Annotated in this window: 18 protein-coding genes and 1 pseudogene; 8 read left to right on the top strand and 11 right to left on the bottom strand. The window is 73.6% G+C overall.

Annotated elements, in window-relative coordinates:
• The first annotated feature begins 136 nt into the window (after positions 1–136).
• Positions 137–1,543 (top strand): GNAT family N-acetyltransferase, encoded by a 1,407-nt coding sequence (locus tag ACIQVL_RS38830; protein WP_403431610.1) that lies wholly within the window; start codon positions 137–139, stop codon positions 1,541–1,543.
• Between the two features lie 73 nt (positions 1,544–1,616).
• Here ACIQVL_RS38830 and ACIQVL_RS38825 read toward each other — a convergent pair whose 3' ends face one another.
• The gene (locus ACIQVL_RS38825; RefSeq protein WP_403431609.1) at positions 1,617–2,792 is read right to left on the bottom strand and encodes a trans-sulfuration enzyme family protein; all 1,176 of its coding nucleotides are present in this window, start codon (positions 2,790–2,792) and stop codon (positions 1,617–1,619) included.
• A 59-nt stretch (positions 2,793–2,851) separates the two neighbouring features.
• Between ACIQVL_RS38825 and ACIQVL_RS38820 the strand changes: the two genes are divergently transcribed.
• The 6 genes from ACIQVL_RS38820 to ACIQVL_RS38795 all read left to right on the top strand — a co-directional run bounded on the left by ACIQVL_RS38820 (position 2,852) and on the right by ACIQVL_RS38795 (position 9,191).
• Positions 2,852–3,325, top strand: coding sequence for an Lrp/AsnC family transcriptional regulator (locus ACIQVL_RS38820; RefSeq protein WP_403477708.1), 474 nt, complete (start codon positions 2,852–2,854; stop codon positions 3,323–3,325).
• Between the two features lie 51 nt (positions 3,326–3,376).
• Positions 3,377–5,065 (top strand): DUF885 domain-containing protein, encoded by a 1,689-nt coding sequence (locus ACIQVL_RS38815; RefSeq protein ID WP_403477707.1) that lies wholly within the window; start codon positions 3,377–3,379, stop codon positions 5,063–5,065.
• Positions 5,066–5,499: 434 nt separating this feature from the next.
• On the top strand, positions 5,500–6,171 hold the full coding sequence (locus ACIQVL_RS38810; RefSeq protein ID WP_403431601.1) for a hypothetical protein: 672 nt from the start codon (positions 5,500–5,502) through the stop codon (positions 6,169–6,171).
• Between the two features lie 147 nt (positions 6,172–6,318).
• Positions 6,319–6,546 carry a ferredoxin gene (locus ACIQVL_RS38805; protein WP_351499285.1) on the top strand — a complete coding sequence of 76 codons (228 nt, stop codon included), beginning with the start codon at positions 6,319–6,321 and terminating at the stop codon, positions 6,544–6,546.
• The gene (locus ACIQVL_RS38800) at positions 6,533–7,927 is read left to right on the top strand and encodes an NAD(P)/FAD-dependent oxidoreductase (protein WP_403477706.1); all 1,395 of its coding nucleotides are present in this window, start codon (positions 6,533–6,535) and stop codon (positions 7,925–7,927) included. Before ACIQVL_RS38805 ends, ACIQVL_RS38800 begins: the two co-directional genes overlap by 14 nt.
• Before the next feature lie 34 nt (positions 7,928–7,961).
• Complete coding sequence (locus ACIQVL_RS38795; RefSeq protein ID WP_403431596.1) at positions 7,962–9,191, top strand: cytochrome P450; 1,230 nt, start codon at positions 7,962–7,964, stop codon at positions 9,189–9,191.
• Between the two features lie 7 nt (positions 9,192–9,198).
• Here the strand turns inward: ACIQVL_RS38795 and ACIQVL_RS38790 are convergent, their stop codons facing one another.
• Both ACIQVL_RS38790 and ACIQVL_RS38785 read right to left on the bottom strand, forming a co-directional pair.
• Positions 9,199–9,714 carry an immunity 21 family protein gene (locus ACIQVL_RS38790; protein ID WP_403477705.1) on the bottom strand — a complete coding sequence of 172 codons (516 nt, stop codon included), beginning with the start codon at positions 9,712–9,714 and terminating at the stop codon, positions 9,199–9,201.
• A 47-nt stretch (positions 9,715–9,761) separates the two neighbouring features.
• Entirely contained in the window at positions 9,762–10,235 is a 474-nt protein-coding gene (locus tag ACIQVL_RS38785; RefSeq protein ID WP_403431591.1) for a rhodanese-like domain-containing protein, read from the bottom strand.
• 136 nt (positions 10,236–10,371) lie between these two features.
• Here ACIQVL_RS38785 and ACIQVL_RS38780 point away from each other — a divergent pair, with 136 nt between their 5' ends.
• Positions 10,372–10,818, top strand: coding sequence for an Lrp/AsnC family transcriptional regulator (locus ACIQVL_RS38780; RefSeq protein WP_403431589.1), 447 nt, complete (start codon positions 10,372–10,374; stop codon positions 10,816–10,818).
• 173 nt (positions 10,819–10,991) lie between these two features.
• On the opposite strand, the gene ACIQVL_RS38775 is transcribed toward ACIQVL_RS38780, so the two are convergent.
• From ACIQVL_RS38775 to ACIQVL_RS38740, 8 genes and pseudogenes are all read right to left on the bottom strand, one after another.
• Positions 10,992–13,982, bottom strand: a complete 2,991-nt coding sequence (locus tag ACIQVL_RS38775; RefSeq protein WP_403477704.1) for an AAA family ATPase — start codon at positions 13,980–13,982, stop codon at positions 10,992–10,994.
• 40 nt (positions 13,983–14,022) lie between these two features.
• The gene (locus ACIQVL_RS38770) at positions 14,023–15,186 is read right to left on the bottom strand and encodes an exonuclease SbcCD subunit D (protein WP_403431583.1); all 1,164 of its coding nucleotides are present in this window, start codon (positions 15,184–15,186) and stop codon (positions 14,023–14,025) included.
• Positions 15,187–15,346: 160 nt separating this feature from the next.
• Positions 15,347–15,703 (bottom strand): hypothetical protein, encoded by a 357-nt coding sequence (locus ACIQVL_RS38765; RefSeq protein ID WP_403477733.1) that lies wholly within the window; start codon positions 15,701–15,703, stop codon positions 15,347–15,349.
• Between the two features lie 13 nt (positions 15,704–15,716).
• A pseudogene (locus ACIQVL_RS38760) lies at positions 15,717–16,109 on the bottom strand (carbohydrate ABC transporter permease); the annotation flags it as partial.
• The gene (locus ACIQVL_RS38755) at positions 16,106–17,389 is read right to left on the bottom strand and encodes an ABC transporter substrate-binding protein (protein ID WP_403477703.1); all 1,284 of its coding nucleotides are present in this window, start codon (positions 17,387–17,389) and stop codon (positions 16,106–16,108) included. The pseudogene ACIQVL_RS38760 and the gene ACIQVL_RS38755, both read right to left, overlap by 4 nt.
• Before the next feature lie 66 nt (positions 17,390–17,455).
• Entirely contained in the window at positions 17,456–18,217 is a 762-nt protein-coding gene (locus ACIQVL_RS38750) for a cupin (RefSeq protein ID WP_403431570.1), read from the bottom strand.
• Positions 18,211–19,137 carry a PmoA family protein gene (locus ACIQVL_RS38745; protein ID WP_403477702.1) on the bottom strand — a complete coding sequence of 309 codons (927 nt, stop codon included), beginning with the start codon at positions 19,135–19,137 and terminating at the stop codon, positions 18,211–18,213. Before ACIQVL_RS38745 ends, ACIQVL_RS38750 begins: the two co-directional genes overlap by 7 nt.
• Positions 19,134–20,252, bottom strand: coding sequence for a Gfo/Idh/MocA family protein (locus ACIQVL_RS38740; protein ID WP_403477701.1), 1,119 nt, complete (start codon positions 20,250–20,252; stop codon positions 19,134–19,136). Before ACIQVL_RS38740 ends, ACIQVL_RS38745 begins: the two co-directional genes overlap by 4 nt.
• Between the last annotated feature and the right edge of the window lie 330 nt (positions 20,253–20,582).

Here is a 20,582-nt window from a genome sequence, read left to right as displayed (position 1 = left end):
AACGACCACAAAAACAACGTAAGCATGCTTTACCCATCGGTCACAGAGCGTTCGTGATCACGCAACACCGTTGCTTCACAGTGGCTGCATGAATCGAGACATGTCTGATGTGACACGCACGAGGAACGGACGCCCCGTGCACCACTGGCGACGGGACGTCGTCGAGCTCGCCGCCCTGTTCACTGCGGTCGCGGTGGCCGACGCGGTGGCGAACCTGGTCGGGCACCGCCCCGACGGTCCGGCACTGCTGGTGATCTCGGCGCTGGTGCTGGCGGCGACGGCGGGCTTCCACGTCTGGTGGGCGAGGCGCCCAGGCCACGCACCGCCGGTGACGGACAGCGATACCGGCGCCCGGCCTGCCGTTCCCGAGACGCGGCAGGCCGGCCCCGGCGCGAACGCCTCGGGAACCGGCGACCGGGCGAGCACGCTGTGGCGGCTGCGGACGACGGTGCGGGACGAGCCCGGTTCGCTGGCGGCGCTGTGCGGCGCACTCGCCGGGCACCGGGTGGACATCCTGAGCCTGCAGACGCATCCGCTGGGCGACGGCACAGTGGACGAGTTCCTGCTGCGGGCCGCGGGTGAACTGAGCGCCGGCGAGATCACCCGGGCGGTCGCGCTGGCCGGCGGCACGGACACCTGGATCGAGCGGGCCGACGCCCACGATCTGGTGGACGCGCCGACCCGGGTCCTGGGCCTGGCCACCCGAACCGCCCTGGACGCGGCGGAACTTCCGCTGGCCCTCCGGCAGTTGTTGGGGAGGTGCACGATCCGCTCGCTCCCCGCCCACCCGGTCGGCGGGGCCCGGAGCCCCGAGGCGGTTCCCGTCGAAGGGGCGCTGGAGGACACCGTGATGCGGCTGCGTGCGCCGGAGGGGGGAGTGATCACCGTGGAACGGCCGTATCTCCCGTTCACGCCGACCGAGTTCGCGCGGGCGCGGGCGCTGGTGGAGCTGGACGCCCGGCTCGGGCCGCGCATCCCGCGCGGCCAGGACGTGATCTCGCTGCCCGCGGGCAGCGAGATCACGGTACGCCGGGCCGACACCGGCGACCTGGAGGCGGCGCGGGCGATGCACGAGCGCTGCTCGAACCGGACCCTTGCGCTCCGCTACCACGGTCCGGTCGGGGACGCGGACCGGTACCTGAACCACCTGCTCAGCCCCCGCTTCGGCCGGACGCTGGCCGTACAGACCGCGTCGGGCCGGATCGTCGGCCTCGGTCATCTGCTCTGGGACGGGGACGAGACGGAGGTGGCGCTGCTCGTCGAGGACGACTGGCAGCGGCGCGGTATCGGCGGCGAACTGCTGGGGCGGCTGGTGAGGATGGCCGTCGAGGCGGGCTGCGAGAGCGTGTACGCGGTGACGCAGGCGTCCAACACGGGGATGGTGGCGGCGATGCGGGCGCTGGGGTTGCCGTTGGACTATCAGATCGAGGAGGGGACGCTGGTGATCACGGCGCGGCTTGCGGCGGAGACGCAGAGTGCCGTGACGGCCGCGGGGTGGCTTTCCGGTGCGGGTGAGTCGGGGAACAACGCCGAAGCGCCGTAGAGCTCAGGGTCGTTCGGCGGGTGCGGGCGCGTGGGGGGCTGGTCACGCAGTTCCCCGCGCCCCTTGCGGGGCGCTACAGCGACCCCAGTGCCCGGTCCAGGTCCGCCCACAGGTCGTCCGCGTCCTCCAGGCCCACGGACAGGCGCAGCAGTCTGTCGCTCACGCCGGCGTCGCGGCGGTCGCCCTCGTCGACGACGCGGTGGCTGATGGAGGCCGGGTGCTGGATGAGGGTGTCGACGCTGCCGAGGCTGACGGCGGGGGTGATCAGGCGTACCCGGGAGATGACCTCGTGCGGGTCGTCGTAGACCTCGAAGGCGATCATCGCGCCGCCCAGCCGCGGGTAGTGGACGCGGGCGACGCGCGGGTCGGCGGTGAGGCGGTGGGCCAGTTCGGCGGCGGTGGCGGAGGCGGCGCGGACCCGGACCGGGAGGGTGGCGAGGCCGCGCAGCAGCAGGTAGCCGGCGAGCGGGTGCAGGACGCCGCCGGTGGCGAACCGTATCTTCCGTAGCTGCCCGGCGAACTCCTCGTCACAGGCGACCACTCCGCCGAGTACGTCGCCGTGGCCGCCGAGGTACTTGGTGGCGCTGTGCAGCACCAGCCGGGCGCCGAGTTCGGCGGGGCGTTGCAGCACGGGGGTGGCGAAGGTGTTGTCGGCAAGCAGCGGCACCGTGCCGCAGGCGTGGGCGACGGCCCGCAGGTCGAGTTCGGCGAGGGTCGGGTTGGCCGGGGACTCGACCACCACGAGCCCGGTGTCGGGGCGCAGCGCGTCGGCGATCCCGGCCGGGTCGGTCCAGGTGACCTCGGTGCCGAGGAGTCCGGCGGTGAGCAGGTGGTCGCTACAGCCGTACAGGGGCCGTACGGCGACGACATGGCGCAGGCCGGCGGCCGCGCGGGCGAGGAGGACGGCGGTGAGGGCGGCCATGCCGCTGGCGAAGGCGACCGCGGCCCCGGTGCCCTCCAGGCGGGCCAGGGCGGTCTCGAAGCGGGCCACCGTCGGGTTGCCGAGGCGTCCGTAGACCGGCGGTCCCGCCGGGTCCGCGCCGTCGGCGGCGAAGGCGTCGATGCGGGCCGCCTCGGCCCGGCTGTCGTACGACGGGTAGGTGGTGGACAGGTCGATCGGCGGGGCGTGCAGGCCCTGGCGGGCGAGGTCGTCGCGGCCGGCGTGCACGGCCTCGGTGGCCAGGGCGCGGGGTGCGCGGGAGACGGGGCGGTGGGGCGCCGGGGCGTCGTAGGTGCTCGCTGTGTCCATGACGGCAGGGTGAACAACCGACGGGGTGTCTGCGGTGAACCCCGTGTTACGTTCGGGCCATGGCCGATTCTGTCGTACTGGATCCGGTCGATCTGCATCTGCTGCGGCTGCTGCAGAACGACGCCCGGACCACCTACCGCGATCTCGCCGCCCAGGTGGGCGTGGCGCCGTCGACCTGTCTGGACCGGGTGACCCGGCTGCGCCGCTCCGGGGTGATCCTCGGGCACCGCCTCGAACTCGATCCGGCCAAGCTCGGGCGCGGTCTGGAAGCGCTGCTGTCGGTGCAGGTCAGGCCGCACCGGCGGGAGTTGGTGGGACCGTTCGTGGAGCGGATCCGGGCGCTGCCGGAGTCGCGGACGGTGTTCCATCTGACCGGTCCCGACGACTATCTGGTGCATGTGGCCGTGGCGGACATGACGGACCTGCAGCGGCTGGTCCTGGACGAGTTCACGGCACACCGGGAAGTGGCCCGGGTCGAGACCCGGCTGATCTTCCAGAAATGGGAGTGCGGGCCGCTGCTTCCGCCGGTGTAGTCGGTCCAATCCCCGTGACGGGCGGCGGTCCGTCGTACGAGGATGGACCGCATGTCACAGACCAGCAACCCGCTGCCCCGTCAGGTCGCCGACGCCTTCGTCGACGAACTCATCGCCCTCGACCCGATCACCGGTACCTTCCTCGGCGACAAGGACAGTTCGGGCCGGCTGCCCGACAACTCGCCGGCCGGCGCGGAGGCGCTCGCCCTGCTCCAGCGCGACACGCTCGCCAAGCTCGACGAGGCCGAACGGCAGCCCGGTGCCGACAGTGACATCGAGCGTCGCTGCGCGCGCCTGCTGCGCGAGCGGCTCAGCGCCTCGCTCGCCGTGCACGAGGCCGACGAGAGCCTGCGTTCGGTCAGCAACCTGAGCTCGGCCGCGCACGCGGTGCGCCAGGTGTTCACGGTGACGCCCACCGCCACCGAGGAGGACTGGTCGGCGGTCGCCGAGCGGCTGCGTGCGGTGCCGGCCGCGCTGGAGGGCTACCGGCAGTCCCTCGAACTCGGCCTGGACCGGAAGCTGTACGGCGGTCCGCGCGCCACCGCGACCTTCGTCGGGCAGCTCGGGGAGTGGGCCGACACGGGCGACGGCAAGGGCTGGTTCGAGCAGTTCGCGGCGTCCGGGCCGGAGGCGCTGCGCACCGAGCTGGACGACGCGGCCCGCGCCGCCACCGGGGCCGTGCTGGCGCTGCGCGACTGGATGCGGGACGTGTACGCGCCGGCGGTCGAGGGCGCACCGGACGTGGTGGGCCGGGAACGGTACGCCCGCTGGGTGCGCTACTTCAACGGCACCGACCTCGATCTGGACGAGGCGTACGCGTACGGCTGGTCCGAGTACCACCGGCTGCTCGGCGAGATGAAGGCCGAGGCCGAGAAGGTCCTGCCCGGCGCGGCCACGCCGTGGGTGGCGCTGGCGCACCTGGACGAGCAGGGCACCCACATCGAGGGCGTCGACGAGGTGCGCGGCTGGCTGCAGTCGGTGATGGACGAGGCCATCGAGAAGCTGGACGGCACCCACTTCGACCTGGCCGAGCGGGTGCGCCGGGTGGAGTCCCGGATCGCTCCGCCCGGCAGCGCGGCGGCGCCGTACTACACACCGCCGTCGGACGACTTCACCCGCCCGGGCATCACCTGGCTGCCGACCATGGGCCAGACCCGGTTCCCGGTCTACGACCTGGTGTCGACCTGGTACCACGAGGGCGTGCCCGGCCACCACCTCCAGCTGGCGCAGTGGAAGCACGTCGCCGAGGACCTCTCCCGCTACCAGGCCAGCGTGGGCATGGTCAGCGCCAACGCCGAGGGCTGGGCGCTGTACGCGGAGCGGCTGATGGACGAGCTGGGCTTCCTCACCGACCCGGAGCGCCGCCTCGGCTACCTGGACGCGCAGATGATGCGGGCCGCGCGGGTCATCATCGACATCGGCATGCACCTGGAGCTGACGATCCCGGACGACTCCCCCTTCCACCCCGGGGAGCGCTGGACGCCCGCGCTGGCGCAGGAGTTCTTCGGCGCGCACAGCAGCCGGCCCGCGGACTTCGTGGAGAGCGAGCTGACCCGCTACCTGTCCATGCCGGGGCAGGCCATCGGCTACAAGCTGGGCGAGCGGGCCTGGCTGCTGGGCCGGGAGCAGGCCCGGGAGCGGCAGGGCGCCGGCTTCGACCTGAAGTCCTGGCACATGGCGGCCCTCTCGCAGGGCTCGCTGGGCCTGGACGACCTGGTGGACGAGCTGTCGCAGCTGTGACGGCACGGGCCCGCGCCTGACCGGGCGACGGCAGCGGACGGGCGCCCACTGCCGGTGGGGGCCCACTGCCGGTGGGCGCCCACAGCCGGTGGGCGCGGCCACTGCCGGTGGGCGCCCGACGGCAGTGGGCGGCCGACGGCAGTAGGCGCCCACCGGCAGTAGGCGCCCACCGGCAGTAGGCGCCCACCGGCAGTAGGCGCCCACCGGCAGTGGGCGGCCGACGGCAGTGGGCGGCCGACGGCAGTAGGCGCCCACCGGCAGTGGGCGGCCGACGGCGGCCGCGGCCGGGCCGGCGCGGGCTGCCGTTCGGGGGTCTGCCGTTCGGGGGTCTGCCGTTCGGGGGTCTGCCGTTCGGGGGTCTTCCGGTGGCGGCGGCCGGAGCCGGCGGGCTTGCTGGTGCCGGGGGGTCACCGGAAACAGGAAGCGAGCCGCGGATGCAGACCTCCACGCACCCGAGGGAGCCGTTGCAGACCCCACGCGCCGCGGGAGCGGCCGGGATCGTCTTCGCGCTGCTGCTCGCGGCCGCCATGGTGCTGATCCGGCTGGCCATTCCGCAGGGCGCCGACACGGTCACCGTCCAGCAGCCGGATCCCGCCAAGCGCAACGCCGTCCACACGGCCCTCCTGCTGGTGCCGTTCGCCGGCATCTTCTTCCTGTGGTTCGTCGGCGCCGTCCGCTCGCACGTCGGCGACGCCGAGGACCGGTTCATGGCCACCGTGTTCCTCGGCAGCGGCCTGGTCTTCACGGCCATGATGTTCGCCGCCGCCGCGGTGGCCTCGTCCGTGCTCTACACCGCTCATCCCGCGGGCACCTCCCCGTCCCGGCCCACCTGGGACTTCGGCCAGCACCTCGCGTACACGCTGATGACCGGGTACGCGATGCGGATGGCCGCCGTCTTCACGTGCTCCGCCTCGGTGATCGGGCACCGCCTGCGCATCCTGCCGCGTTGGCTCACGCTGGTCGGCTTCCTCACCACCGTCGTCCTGCTGTTCGTGTCGTCCGCGGTGCCCTGGGCCGAGCTGGTGTTCCCGGCGTGGTCGCTGCTGCTCAGCGTGTACATCGTCGTGGCGAGCTTCCGCCGCTCCGCCGCGGCCCCGGCGGTCTGACGGCTCGCTCACCCGATCGGCGGGCCCCGGCGGGCGACGGCGGGAGCGGGCTCCCATGCTGGCGTGCGGGGAGTTCTCCGCCGTCCGGCACCAGAACGGCGGACCGCGGTACGCACCGGACCTGGCCACCGGAAGGGCGGAGCCATGATGCGCCTTGTCGTCGACCTCAACAGATGTCAGGGATACGCGCAGTGCGCGTTCCTCGCTCCGGACGTCTTCGCCATGCACGGCGAGGAATCCCTCGTCTACAACCCGCAGGCCGAGCAGGAGCACCGCGAGCGGGTGGCGCGCGCCGTCGCCGCCTGCCCGGTGCAGGCGATCACCGCCGACGGCCTGGACGGATTCGCGGGAGGGGCCTCCGATGCCGCCCACTGACTATCTCGACTGGCTGCGGCGCGAGGGCCGGATCGTGGTCGTGGGGGCCTCGCTGGCCGGGCTGCGCGGTGCCGAGACGCTGCGTGCCGAGGGGTTCACCGGTGAACTCACCATGATCGGCGACGAGCCGTACGAGCCCTACGACCGGCCGCCGCTGTCCAAGGCGGTGCTGCTCGGCAGGGCGGTCCCGAACCACACGGCGCTGCCGCACCGCCGGGAGATCGACGCCAAGTGGCGGCTGGGCGTGGCGGCGACGGGCCTCGACGTGGAGGCCAAGCGGGTCCGGCTGGCCGACGGCGACGAGGTCGAGTACGACCGCCTGCTGATCGCGACCGGGGTGCGGGCCCGGCCCTGGCCCAAGGAGGACGAGGCCCGTCTGGAGGGCGTGTTCACGCTGCGCACCCGGGACGACGCGGCGGCGCTGCTGCGGCGGCTGAAGGCCGGGCCGCGCCGGGTGTTCGTGATCGGCGCCGGGTTCACCGGGTCGGAGATCGCCTCGGCCTGCCGGGAGCAGGGCATCGCGGTCACCGTCGCGGAACGCGCGGGCGCGCCGCTGGTGGGCGCCCTCGGCGGGGTGATCGGCGCGGTGGCGGCCGAGATGCACCGCGAGAACGGGGTGGACCTGCGCACCGGCGTCCAGGTCACCGCGCTGGAGGGCGACCCGGCCGGGCGGGTGCGGGCGGTCCACCTGTCCGACGAGTCGATCGTCGAGGCGGACCTGGTGATCGTGTCGCTCGGCGCGACCCGCAACACCGACTGGCTGGCCGGTTCCGGTCTCGGCGCGGGCCCCCGGGGCATCGCGTGCGACGCGGGCTGCCGTGCCTTCGACTTCCGCGGCATCGTCACCGACGACGTCTTCGTCGCCGGTGACGTCGCCCGGTCCCCGCACGCGCTGTTCGGCTACCAGTTCCTGTCGCTCGAACACTGGGGCAACGCGGTCGCCCAGGCCGAGATCGCCGCGCACAACATGATCAGCCCGAGCGCCGAGCGGCGGCCGCATCTGTGGGTGCCGGCGTTCTGGTCGTCGCAGTTCGGGGTGAACATCAAGTCGGTCGGGGTGCCGCCGATGGGCGAGCAGATCATGATCACCCAGGGTTCGCTGGCCGAGCGCCGGTTCGTCGGGGTGTACGGCTACAAGGGCCGGACGATCGCCGCGGTGAGCTTCGACAACACGCGGTGGCTGGAGTTCTACCAGCGGCAGATCGAGAAGGCCGGGCCGTTCCCGGTGGAGTTCCCGACCGTGGACCGCCGCCCCGAGGGACGGGCACCGGTGGACGCCGACTTCCCGGACCCGGCCCTGCCCACGCACGGCCCCATGGTGACCCTCAGCGGCTACTCGCCGACCGACACGCAGCTGGTCTTCCACCCCGCCCGCCACTGACCGCGGCCCGGCCCCGACGCTCCAAGGAACTGTCATGACGCAGACCTCGATGTTGCACCGGATCACCGACTTCGCGAACCGCGCCAACCCGTACCCGCTGTACGAGGAGCTCCGCAAGACCCCGGTGCTGCACGAGGAGGAGGACGGCCCCTACGTCATCAGCACCTACCACGACATCGAAGCCCTGCTCCACGATCCGCGGATCAGCTCCGACGCGTCCAACGTGATCGTGGGCAGCGACGACGAGCTGTCCGGCCCGGAGGCGACGGGGTTGCCACCGAGCTTCATCCGGCTCGACCCGCCGGAGCACGACCGGTTGCGCCGGATCGCCAACAGCTCCTTCGGGCCGCCGCACCAGCCGCACCGGATCGACGGCATGCAGGGCCGGCTGGAGGAGATCGTCACCGAGCTGATCGACGGCCTCGGGGACGCCCGGGAGATCGACCTGGTCGACCAGGTCGCCTACCCGTTCCCGGTCACCGTCATCTGCCGGCTGCTCGGCGTGCCGCGGGAGGACGAGCCGCGGTTCCGGGCCTGGGTCGACCCGATCGTGGCCGGTCTCGACCCCGACAGCCGCACGGCCGACGACTCCGCGAAGACCGCGCAGGAGGCCCGGCTGCAGCTCGGCATGTACCTGAACGGGCTGGTGGAGCAGCGCGCCAGGGAGCCGCGCGAGGACATGCTGTCCGACCTGGTGCACAGTCACGGCCCGGACGGCGCCATGACGACGATGGAGGTGCTCAGCACCTCGGTGCTGCTGCTGATCGCCGGCCACGAGACGACGGTCAACCTCATCACCAACGGCATGCTGACGCTGCTGCGCCACCCGCAGTACCTGGAGCGGCTGCGCGACGACCCGGGGCTGTCGGTGCGGATCGTGGAGGAACTGCTGCGCTACGAACCGCCGGTGCAGTTGCTGCCGCAGCGCACCTGCATCGCCGACCTGGAGGTGCACGGGGTGACCATCCCCAAGGGGTCGCGGATCTGGCTGGTGCTTGCCGCGGGCAACCGGGACCCGCACCGTTTCACGGACCCCGACCGGTTCGACCCGGACCGCCAGGACATCCAGCACCTCGGCTTCGGCAGCGGCATCCACAGCTGCTTCGGCGCCCCGCTGGCCCGCCTGGAAGCGCAGATCGCGCTGGCCCAGCTGGCCCGCCGGCTCGACAACCCGCGCCTCGTCGAGGACCCGCCGCCCTACCGGCCGAACGCGGTGCTGCGCGGCCCGCGGCACCTCGACATCGCCGTCGACGGCATCAAGTGATGGTTCGTCAGGCGGGGAGGCGGCGCAACTGCACCAGACCCGGCCAGGTTTCCGGGCCGGGCCTGGTGTAGGCGGCGCGCACCGCGTAGGTGCCGGGCTCCAGCGGGACCCGCAGATGGTCCCCGCCCTCGGCCTCGCCGCCGGGCCAGGCGGAGTCGAACAGGACGACGGGACCGGGGACCTGCCAGCGGATCTCGTTCTCCCACGCGGCACCGTCGAGGGCGGCGGGCACCTGTGCCAGGAGTTCCTCCTCCGAGTTGGCGGCAGACCACCGTACGAAGGTGCCGTGGTCCGGCAGGAAGGACGTCGAGGCGGGTTCGTCGCCGAGCACCAGGGCGGTGCTGTCCCCGACCGGGAGCAGTCCGACGTAGCCGTCGACCTCGCAGGCCCGGTCGTAGTCGGTGGCCAGTTCCTCGCTGTCGGCACCGGCCCAGAACGGCAGGACCGTCTCCGGGACCGCCACCAGCGGGCCGCCGCCCGACTCCACCCACTCCACCGCGCCTGGATCCGCATATCGAGTCATGGGGTGAACCTACACGGACAGCGACGGCACAGGTTCGCCGCCGGGAATCAGCAACCGCAGTCGCCCGCGACCGGTGCGGTCAGCGGGTCCGGGGCGCGGCGCTCGCGGCCCTGCCAGGTCTCGAACTCGAAGCCCTCACGCACCCAGTACTCGAATCCACCGAGCATCTCCTTGACCCGGTAGCCGAGTTCGGCCAGGGCGAGGGCGGCCCGAGTGGCGCCGTTGCAGCCGGGACCCCAGCAGTACGTCACCACGGGCACGGCCCGGTCGAGGAGCCGGGGCGCCTGCCCGGGGATGAGCGCGGTCGGCAGGTGGACCGCGCCCGGGATGTGCCCTTGGTCCCAGGACTCGGTGGAACGGGAGTCCAGGACGGCGAAGCCGGGGTCACCGCCGGCGGCGAGGGCGGCGGCCACGTCGGAGACGTCGGCGTGGAGGGCGAGGCTCGCCCGGAAGTGGGCGGCGGCCGCGGCCGGCGCGGCGGGGGCGACGCGCAGGACGGGGTTGTCGGTGGTGACGGTCATGTGAGGCCTTTCGCCGGCCGCCGTCGGTGCGGCGGATCTCCGTGGCCACGAATCTACGAGGGCGACGGGGCACCCTGAAGGTGTGATCCCCGGCCCCGCTCTTGTCCGGCCGGGGATTCCCTGTTATCCATCCCCCATGACCGAGTTTTCCCCGGACGCCACCGACCTGCGCATCCTCGACGTCCTCCAGCGGGAGGGCCGGGCCAGCTTCGCCGAGCTGGCGCGGGCCGTCGCGATGTCCCCGAGCGCGGTGACCGAGCGGGTGCGCCGGCTGGAGGAGGCGGGCGTGATCCAGGGGTACGCGGCGGTGGTCGACCCGGAGCGGCTCGGCCTGCCGATCCTCGCCTTCGTCCGGCTGCGCTACCCGAACGGCAACTACAAGCCCTTCCACGACCTGGTCGCCGCCACCCCCGAGATCCTGGAGGCGCACCACGTCACGGGCGACGACTGCTTCGTCCTCAAGGTCACCGCCCGTTCGATGCGGCACCTGGAGGAGGTCTCCGGCCGGATCGGCACGCTGGGCTCGGTGACGACGAGCGTCGTCTACTCCTCGCCGCTTCCGCGGCGGGCTGTGGGGGGCTGAGTGCTCCCCAGTCTGCCGACCGCGGCGCCGTCGTGGCTGGTCGCGCAGTTCCCCGCGCCCCCTTGGGGCGCTTCGCCGGGCCCTTCTTCCGGGCCCCGCAAGGGGCGCGGGGAACTGCGCGACCAGCCCCCACCGGCCCGCGGTTGACGAACCGCGCGACCAGCGGGCGCTTCTCAGACGCCGCGCTGTCGAAGGGTCGAGCCCGTTCTCCCCTTCGAGACCTCCAGTTGGGCGTGGATGCGGCGGCGCAGGTCGGCGACGTGGCTGACGATGCCGACGCTGCGGTCGCGTTCGCGGAGGGAGTCGAGGACGTCGAGGACCTCGTCCAGGGTCTGGTCGTCGAGGCTGCCGAAGCCCTCGTCGATGAAGAGGGTGTCGAGGCGGACGCCGCCCGCCTCGTCGGTGACGACGTCCGCGAGGCCGAGGGCGAGCGCGAGGGAGGCGAAGAAGGTCTCGCCTCCGGAGAGGGTGGCGGTGTCGCGTTCGCGTCCGGTCCAGGCGTCGACGACGTGCAGTCCGAGGCCGCTGCGGCCGCGTCCGGTGCGGTCGTCGGAGTGGACCAGGGTGTAGCGGCCGGACGACATGCGCTGCAGGCGTACGGTCGCGGCGGCGGCGACCTGTTCCAGGCGGGCGGCGAGGACGTACGACTCCAGGCGCATCCTGCGTTCGTTGTCGGCGGAGGTGCCGGCGGTGAGGCCGGCCAGGCGGGCGACCCGGTCGTACTCCTCGCGCAGCGGGGCGAGTCGGCGTACCCCCTCGGTGGCGCGGGCGGAGAGCCCGTCGAGTTCGGAGCAGCTGCGGGCGGCCCGGTCGCGGGCGGAGGCGGCCTCGCGCAGCCGCCGGGCGGCCAGGGCGGCGGTGCGCTCCGCCGTGTCGAGGTCGGCGGGCGGCCGCCGGGCGGCGGCCGCGGTGTCGGCCTCCGCGAGGACGGCACGCACTGCGGCCTCCTCGGACTGCCACTGGTCCAGGCGCCGTTGGAGTTCGCGGTGGGCGGTGTCGTCGAGGACGGCGGCCGCCGCGGCCTGCGGGGTGTCGAAACCGGCGCGGTAGGCGGCGTCGGCGAGCCGGGCGTCGGTGTCCTTCAGGTGCCGGGCGGTGTCCTCGGCGGCGCGCGCGGTGTCGGCGGCGTCGGTGAGCAGCTGCACCTGCCGCTCCAGCTGTGCGGCGCGTGCGGAGACGCTGGCGGCGCTCCCCCGGGCCTGGGTCAACTCCTCTTCGAGGGCGGCGAGTTCCGCATCGAGACCCTCGCGGCGGGTGAGCCGTGCGGCGGCCCGGACCTCGGCCTGCTGCCGCCCGGCGAGCCGGCGCTCGCGCTCCTGCTCGGCCAGCCGCAGTTCCTCGTGCGCCGCGTGCAGGCCGGAGCCCACCCGCCGGGCCTGGGCGTACTGCTGCTCCAACTCGTCCGCCTGGGACGCAAGTTGCCCGGTCGGGATGTCGCCCGCCTCGGCGGTGGCGGCGGCCAGGGCCTCGCGCGCGGTGCCGAGCCGCCGCTCGTCGCGGGCACGCCGGTCGTCGGCGTGCTGCAGGGCGGCGAGCGCGCGTTCCTCGGCCTCGCGGTCGACGTGGCCCGCGAACTTCTCGGCCGGCGCCGGGTGTTCGGTGGCCCCGCAGACCGCGCACGGCTCTCCCTCGGTCAGCTCCGCGGCCAGCTCGGCTGCGATGCCGTTCAGCCGCTGCTCCTTGAGGTCCAGCCAGTGCGTCCGCGCGTCGACAGCACCCTGCGCGGAGGCGAGTGCGGCGCGCTGGGCCTCGTCGGTGTCCCGGCCCAGCTCGTCCCGGAGCCGCGCCGCCGCCAGGCGCCGCCGGGCGGGGTCGCGCTGTACGGCGAGCTGCTCGGCGCGGGTCGCGGCCTCCTGGGCGGCGTCGACACGGGACTGGAGCTCCGCGCGCCTGGCGTCCCAGCCGGCCAGCCAGCCCGCGGCCTCGCGCAGCGTGTCCTCGTCGTCCCGCTCCTGCCGGTCGAGCCGGCCCCGTTCGTCGGCGACCTCGGCGAGCCGCCGCTCGGCCCGGCGCGCGGACTCCAGCCCGCCCAGCTCCCCGGCGGCCCGGCGGGCGGCGCCGGCGAGCCCGGCCGCACCGGCTTCCGCGAGGGTCTCCGGCAGCAGCGCCCGCGCGCGCACCTCGGCGCCGATCGCTCTGCGGTGCTCCTCCTCGGCAGCCCCCCGCAGCTCCAGCGCGGGCGCCACCGCCTCCGCCTTGCGGGCCCGCTCCATCCGCGCCTGCGCCGCCTGGTGGTCGCCGGCCCGCTCCTCCAGCCGTACGGCACGCTGCCGGGCCTCTTCGAACCGGGCCTGCAGCCCGGCCAGTTCGCGTGCCTCGACCAGCGCGCGGTCGGCGGCGAACTGGGCGGACTCCGCGGCGCCGAGCCGGCAGTGGGCGACGGTGAGGCGCTCTCGCGCGGTGCTGCGGGCCACTGCCGCGGCGGCGAGGACGGCGGAGGCCAGCCCTGGCTCGCCCGGGGCCAGCTCCGGCAGCTCCATCGCGTCGCCGGCTTCCTGCTGCATGCGGTGCGCGTCGGCGAGCAGCGCGGAGTCGCCGTCCCGGACCCGGGCCTCGGTCGTCCTCCGGCGCTCGGCGAGGCGCTTCTCGACGTCGGCGAAGCGCTGGGTGTCGAAGAGCCGGCCGAGCAGCTGGCCGCGCGCACCGGCGTCGGCACGCAGGAAGCGGGCGAAGTCGCCCTGGGGCAGCAGCACGACCTGGCAGAACTGTTCCCGGCTCATGCCGAGCAGCTGGGTGATCTCCTCGCCGATCTCCTGGTGGGAGCGGCTGAGGTCCTTCCAGACGCGGGCGGTCGCGTCGTACTCGCGCAGCCAGGTCTGGGCCTTGTCCACAGTGGTGCCCGCACCACGCTTCTTGGGACGCTCCCAGGGCGGCTGCCGGGTGATCTCCAAACGGCGTCCGGCGACGGTGAGTTCGAGGCGGATCTCGGTGCGGGTGGCGGGGTCGGCGTGGTCGCTGCGCAGGGTGAGGCCCTGGCCGGTCTGCCGGGCGCCGGGGACGGTGCCGTAGAGGGCGTAGCAGACGGCGTCCAGGACGGAGGTCTTTCCGGCGCCGGTCGGGCCGTGCAGGAGGAAGAGCCCGGCGGCGGAGAGCGCGTCGAAGTCGACGCTCTGGGAGCCGCCGAAGGGTCCGAACGCGGTGATGTCGAGCCGGTGAAGCCTCATGCGGCCGCCTCCGTGCGGGGGCTCGGGTGCGGGTGTGCTGTCACCGGGCCACCTCGCGTACCGTGCCGTCCGCGCGCACGGCGTCGAACGCCTCGCCCAGGACGGCCAGTTCGCGTTCGTCGGGGCCGGCGCCGCGCACGTGGGCGACGAAGTCCTCGGCGATCTGCCGGTCGGTGCGGCCGGCCAGGCGGCGGGCGTAGGAGACGTCGGGGTCGTCCGGGGCGCGGTCGGGGTCGAAGACCAGGCTGAGGGTGTGCGGGAAGCGGTCGGCGAGGCGGGCCATGGGGTCGGCGGGGCGGACCGGGTCGGTGAGGGTGGCCTCGACCCAGGCGTCCTCGTGGGCGGCGAGGGCGGAGTCGGCGAGGAGGTCGTCCAGGGTGCCGCGGATGCGGGCCAGCGGGCGTGGCACCGGGCAGTCGAGGCGCTCGGCGGTGACCGTGCCGTCGGCGGCGAGGTCGACGAGCCACATGCTCTTGCGGTGGCCGGCCTCGGAGAAGGAGTACGCCAGCGGGGAGCCTGAGTAGCGGACGCGGCCGGTGAGGGTCTGGCAGCCGTGCAGGTGGCCGAGGGCCACGTAGTCGACGCCGTCGAAGACACCGGCCGGGACGGCGGCGACGCCGCCGACCGTGATGTCCCGTTCGCTGTCGCTGGACTCGCCGCCGGTGACGAAGGCATGCGCGAGGACGACGGAGCGGGTGCCGGTCGGGCGGGCCGCCAGGTCGGCGCGGACCCGGTCCATGGCGGCGGCCAGCACCGCCTCGTGCCCGGCCCGCTCGACCGCGAACTCGTCCTTCACCAGGGCGGGTTCGAGATACGGCAGGCCGTAGAACGCGACGTCCCCGGAGGCGTCGGCGAGCAGCACCGGGGTGCCGCAGGCCGACGGCTCGGTGCGCAGGTGGATGCCGGCCCGGTCGATGAGGCCGGCGCCGACGCCGAGGCGGCGGGCGGAGTCGTGGTTGCCGGAGATCATCACCGTGGGCACGCCGAGGCCGGCGAGCCGGTGCAGGGCGTCGTCGAAGAGCTCGACCGCGGCGAGCGGCGGCACCGCGCGGTCGTAGACGTCGCCCGCCACCACCACGGCGTCGACGGCGTGCTCACGCACGGTCGCCACGAGGTGGCCGATGAACTCCGACTGGGCGCCCAGCATGTTGACGCGGTGGAACGCCCGGCCCAGATGCCAGTCGGAAGTGTGCAGGATTCTCACGCAACCACCCCGAACCGCACCCTTACCCCTATTACACCTGTATGACCCGTATGAACCAGCACGGGGACTCCCCGGCAACGCCAGCCACGCTAACGCATATCACCCCCTGATCCACCACAGACCTCACATTCCCTGATCGCCGGGCGGCACCGGCAGGCAGTCAGCGCCCCGCCCGCCGTAGCCCGACGGCCGTGAGCGCCAGGGCCAGCGGGCCCGGGGCGAGGAAGGCGAGCGGTACCAGCATCCAGGCGCACAGGGCCGCCGCCACCACCGCGAGGAGGACCAGGGCGCTGCCGCCCGGGTCCCGTACGGCGTCCAGGGCGGCGGCGCGCACGGCGGCCCGCCAGTCGGTGCGGGACTCGGGACGGGCGCAGGCCCTGAGGCCCACGACCAGGGCGCCCGCGCCGATCGCCGCGGCCACCGCCGCGAACGGCACCGCTCCCGGCAGCCCGGCCCTGGCCAGCGCCAGGTCCGCGGCGCACAGCAGCGCGCCGGCGAGGGCAACGAGGCCCGCCACCAGGTCGGCGGGGCGCAGGCGCGTAGAACGCCGACCGGTAGAAGCCCTTGCCGCGCTTGACGGGCTTCAGGGCGAGGGCGACGCCGAGCGCGAGCGCCAGTTGCAGAGGGACGGATATCACGACGTACGTGAGGGTGGTGAGGACCGAACGCCAGTAGCGGGGGTCCTCCGTGAACATCTGGGTGTAGTTGCGCAGGCCGACCCAGTGCGGCGGGTCGAAGAGGTTGTAGTCGGTGAACGACAGGTAGAGGGAGACGGCCATCGGCAGGAGCGTGAGGACGCTCGCGCCGAGCAGCCACGGGGAGAGGAACACCCAGGCGGCGCCCTGGCGTTCGCGCCGGGGACGGCGCCCGGCAGCCGTGCCGGTGGCCGGCTTCGCCTGCGTCGGGATCGCGGTGGTGGTCATGACCTCAGCTCCGCCTTCGCCTCGGTGATGTAGTCCTGCGCCGCCTTCCCGGGCGACATCCGGTCGAAGGAGACCTGGTCGTAGTCGCGTTGGAAGGTGGTCTGGAGGGCGTTGTCGCCGGGCGGCGGGGCCTGCGGCGGGTCGTTGAGCGTGCCTTCGACGGACGCCTGGTAGTCCGCGATGGTCCTGTCGAAGTCCTTGAGCAGCGGGGCGGTCCGCCTGCGGATGGTCTCGTTGACCGGGATGCCCCGGGTGGCGCCGAGGATCCTGGCGGCGTCCTCGTCGTTGATCAGGAAGTCGACGAGTTCGGCCGCTGCCTCGGCGTGGGCCGTGTGGGCGCCGATTCCGAGGAACATCGAGGGCTTGTAGTACTGGCCGGGGGTGCCGTCCGCGCCGGACGGCATCGGCGCGAGGGCGATGCCGGTCGGGACGAGCGCGAGGTAACCGCTGGTCGGCGCGTCCCAGTTGGTGTCGGCGACCGCCTTCCCGCGGCCGAGCGGGGTGTTCTCGACCGAGCCGTCCAGCTGGGTGTTCTGCTCGGCCGGGGAGACGGCGCCCTCCCGTTGCAGTCCCTTGGTGAAGGTCCAGTACCCGGCCAGGTCGTCGGCGGTGAAGCCGAGTCGGCGGTCCGTCGTGTACAGGGACTTGCCCTGACCGCGCAGCCAGACCTCGAAGACGTCCTCGCTCCAGCCCGGGTCGGTGCCGCCGGGCCTGCCGGTCGCCTTCGCCAGGGCGCGCATGTCGTCGGCCCAGTCGTCCCAGGTCCAGCCCTGCTTCGGGAGCGGGACCCCGGAGTCCTTCCAGGCCTTGACGTCGTACACGACGGTCTCGGTGCCGCGGCCCTGCGGAATCGCGTACTGGGTGTTGTCCACGCGGCCGGTGGCGAGCAGGCCCGAGTCGATCTCCGAGGTGTGCAGCACGGCCTTCTGCCGGGCCAGGTCGAGCAGGACGCCACCGGAGGCGTACTGGTCGATCTGCCGGTAGTCGAGCTGCATCACGTCGGGTGCGTCGCCGCCCGTGGCCTGGACGGCGAGCTTCTGTTTGTAGGCGTTGTAGTCGGAGAACGACGTCTGCACCCGGATGCCCGGGTGTCGTTTCTCGAAGAGTGCGAGGGCCTGGTCGGTGCGTGCCGCGCGGTCGGGGTTCCCCCACCACGTGTAGCGCAGCACCACCTTGCCGCCGCCTGCCGATTCCCCGGTTCCTGCGCAGCCGGCCAGCACCGCGCAGAGCGCCAGTGCGAGGGCCGAAGCGCAGAATCCCGTTGCCTTGTGTCCGGGCATGCCGAGGTCACCTCATCCCTTCCTCGGACTTCCTGACGGCCCCCCTCGATCCCCCCTGGGCGTCGGTTATTCGCCGCCGTACGGGAGCGTCGTCCCCGGCAGCTCGTACTCGTCGCGGCGGCCGCACATCCCGAACCCCCCGAGCCGGGTGGGCGCGGTGTCGTACGCGGCCGCCTCGCCGAGGTACGACGCCTCGCCGGCCTGCAGCGCGTCCAGCTGGGCGCCCGTGCGCTCGGCGGTGGCGAGCGCGCCGGCCCGCCACAGCTCGCGCCAGCGCGGCACCCGGTCGCGCACCAGCCGGGCGGCGGCCCGCTGGAACTCCGCATACGGGCCGGCGTCCCCGGCGACCAGTGTCTCCCGCAGCGCGAGGTAGCCCTCGACGGCGAGGTCCCGGCGCCTGCGGGCGGCCCGCTCCGCCTCGGCTCCGGTGCCCGGTGGCAACACCGCGGCGGCCGCGTACCGTTCGGGATCGGCGAGCACCTCGGCCGGGAAGGTGAAGACGGCGTCCCCGGCCTCCGGCAGTCCGCTGTTCTGCATCAGCACGGTGATGCGCAGACCGCCGCCCTGCACCATGCGGTGCACGGTGCCCGGGGTGAACCAGGCCACGGACCCGGGTTCCAGCGGGATGTCCCGGTAGCCGTGCGGGCCGAGCGTCTGCACGGCGCCCCGGCCGCCGGTGACGACGTACGCCTCCGTGCACACCAGGTGGAGGTGCGGGCTGCCGCCGCAGACCCCGTCGGCGGCCTCCCACTCGTAGGCGCTGAGGTGGGACAGGCCGACGGCGCCGGGCAGCGGGTGCGGGAGCGCCGGCTCCGGTCCGCTCACCACGGCAGGCCCGCCAGGTGTGCGGCGACCCGGTCGGCGTCCCAGGCACCGTCGGCGAAGACGATCCGGTACCGGTAGGCGAAGGACTCCCCCGGCGGCAGGTCGAACTCCTCGAAGAACGCCCAGGAGAACGCGGCCGTGGGGATCGGTTCCGCGCGCACGAACCAGTGCGACTCGTGGATCGCCGTCCGCGCGTCGAGGTTCTCCGGTGCGTGGGCGAAGACGATCGTGGAGTGGCCGTCCACCTCGTCGTGCTCGGTGGTGCAGGCGAGCCACGGACCCTGGGTGCCCATCAGCTTCTCGGCGCCGGAGACGGAGTCCGGGCCGAACGCGGTGCCGCCGGTGAAGTCACGGGGGCCGCGCCACTGGAGTCCGGTGTATCCGGCCATCTCGCGGCCTTCGGTGGTGGGGGAACCGAAGGTCAGCGGTTCGTCGCGGACGTTGGTGAGGTGGATGGTCCAGTCGAGCGCCCAGGCGCCGGCCGCCTGGTCGACGGAGTGGACGGTGAGCCCGCGCACCTCCCGCGCCCACTCCGCGCCGCCGTTCTCCACCCAGGTCAGCTCCTCGGTGAAGGAGAGCCGGTCGTCCGCGACGGCGAACTCGGTGAAGCCGTCGTGCCGCATCGAGCCGACCCGGTCGGGCAGCACCTGGTAACCCTGCCCGTGGACATAGGTGTTGCCGCCCCAGAAGTTCTGCCCGGACAGGTGGCTGGCCGTCATCTGCAGGCCCTTGTGCCAGCGGTGGTCGCTCGGCCGGTAGCCGGTGACGGTGCGGCCCGCGAGGGTGCGCACCGGGTGGGCGTACGGCTTGCGCGCCTCGTACGCCGCGGGGTCGGGGCGGTAGACGTACCGCAGGATCTCGGTGCCGTCCGGTGCCGCGACCGCGATGTGCTCGCCGTGGACGTGGCTGACGCGGATGCTCATGCGCGCTCCTCGGTGGGGGCCCAGTGGGGGTGGTCGCCGTGCATGGCTGCGTAGTAGGGGTCGCCGGGGCCGATCTCGCCCGCGTGCACGGGGCGGCCCGTGAACGCCGACTTGTAGAGCGCGGCGGCGAACTCGAGGGTGGCGCGGGCGTCGGGCCCGCTGCCCGGCGGCCGTAGGCCCGCGTCGTAGGCGTCGAGGAGGGCGCCGAGCTGCGCGGTGTGCGAGCTGGGCACGTCCGCCTCCGGGGTGCGCCAGGCGTCGGCGCGGGCGGCGGGGACGTGCGGGGCCGGGGCGTAGACCCAGTCCTCGTTGCGGTGCCCGTACAGGTGGGTGAGTTCGACGGTGGCGTCCGCGCAGTCGACGCGGATGCGGCTCACCTCCTGCGGGGAGAGCACGCTGTTGACGACGGTGGCGAGTGCGCCGTTCGCGAAGCGGACGAGGGCGGTGGACACGTCCTCGCTCTCGGTGTCGTGGACCAGGCGGGCCGCCATGGCCCGGATCTCCGTCCACGGGCCGAGCAGGTGCAGCAGCAGGTCGTACTGGTGGATGCCGTGGCCCATGGTCGGGCCGCCGCCCTCGCTCGCCCAGGTGCCACGCCACGGCACGACGTAGTAGGCGGCGTCCCGGTGCCAGGTGGTCTGGCAGTGCGCGACCAGCGGGGCGCCCAGCTCGCCGCCGGCGATCAGCCGGCGGGCGTGCACGGCGCCGGAGCCGTAGCGGTGCTGGAAGACCACGGAGGCGTAGCCGCCGGAGGCCTCCTCGGCGGCGGCGATCTCGTCGTACTCGGCGAGGGACAGGCACAGCGGCTTCTCGCAGAGCACCCAGGCGCCCGCCTTCAGGGCGGCCACCGTCTGCTCGCGGTGCAGGGAGGGGGGTGTGCCGACGAGGACGAGGTCGGGGCGTACGGCGTCGAGCATCTCGTCGACGGAGGTGTAGCCGACGACGTCGCCGCCGGCGAGTTCCCGGAAGGCGTCGAGGCGGGCCTGGTCGACGTCGACCGCGGCGACCAGTTCGGCGCGGTCGGCGTGTGCGGTGAGGGCGGGCAGATGGCTGCCGCTGACGATCGAGCCGGTGCCGATCACGGCGACACGGCGGCGGGTCGGGTGTGGGGGCATGCGGTCCTCCATGGGAGTGCCGGGGACCAAGACGCGGAGAAAGCGCTTGCTCTCGGAGGGACCCTAGATCCCGGGGAATGTCAGGACAACCCCCCGTGCAGCGATGGCCGAGAGAAGCGGGCGGGCGGCCGGGCGGCCGCAAGGTAGCAGGGGCCGGGAGGCCTGTTCAATCGGCATGCGCAGGAAGCTTGGAAATCATGCAATCCACATGCCACTTGATCTGATCTGTCCGACTGAAAGTTTTCAATGCCATCTTGTAAGTCGTACACGGCACTTGTTAGCTTCCAGCCGAGCCGCGATCCGGCACGCACGACCGCGCACGATCGGCGG

Origin of the sequence: Streptomyces sp. NPDC090499 (assembly GCF_044769305.1) — a bacterium.
GTDB lineage: Bacteria > Actinomycetota > Actinomycetes > Streptomycetales > Streptomycetaceae > Streptomyces.
This window is presented reverse-complemented; position numbering and strand designations above follow the sequence as displayed.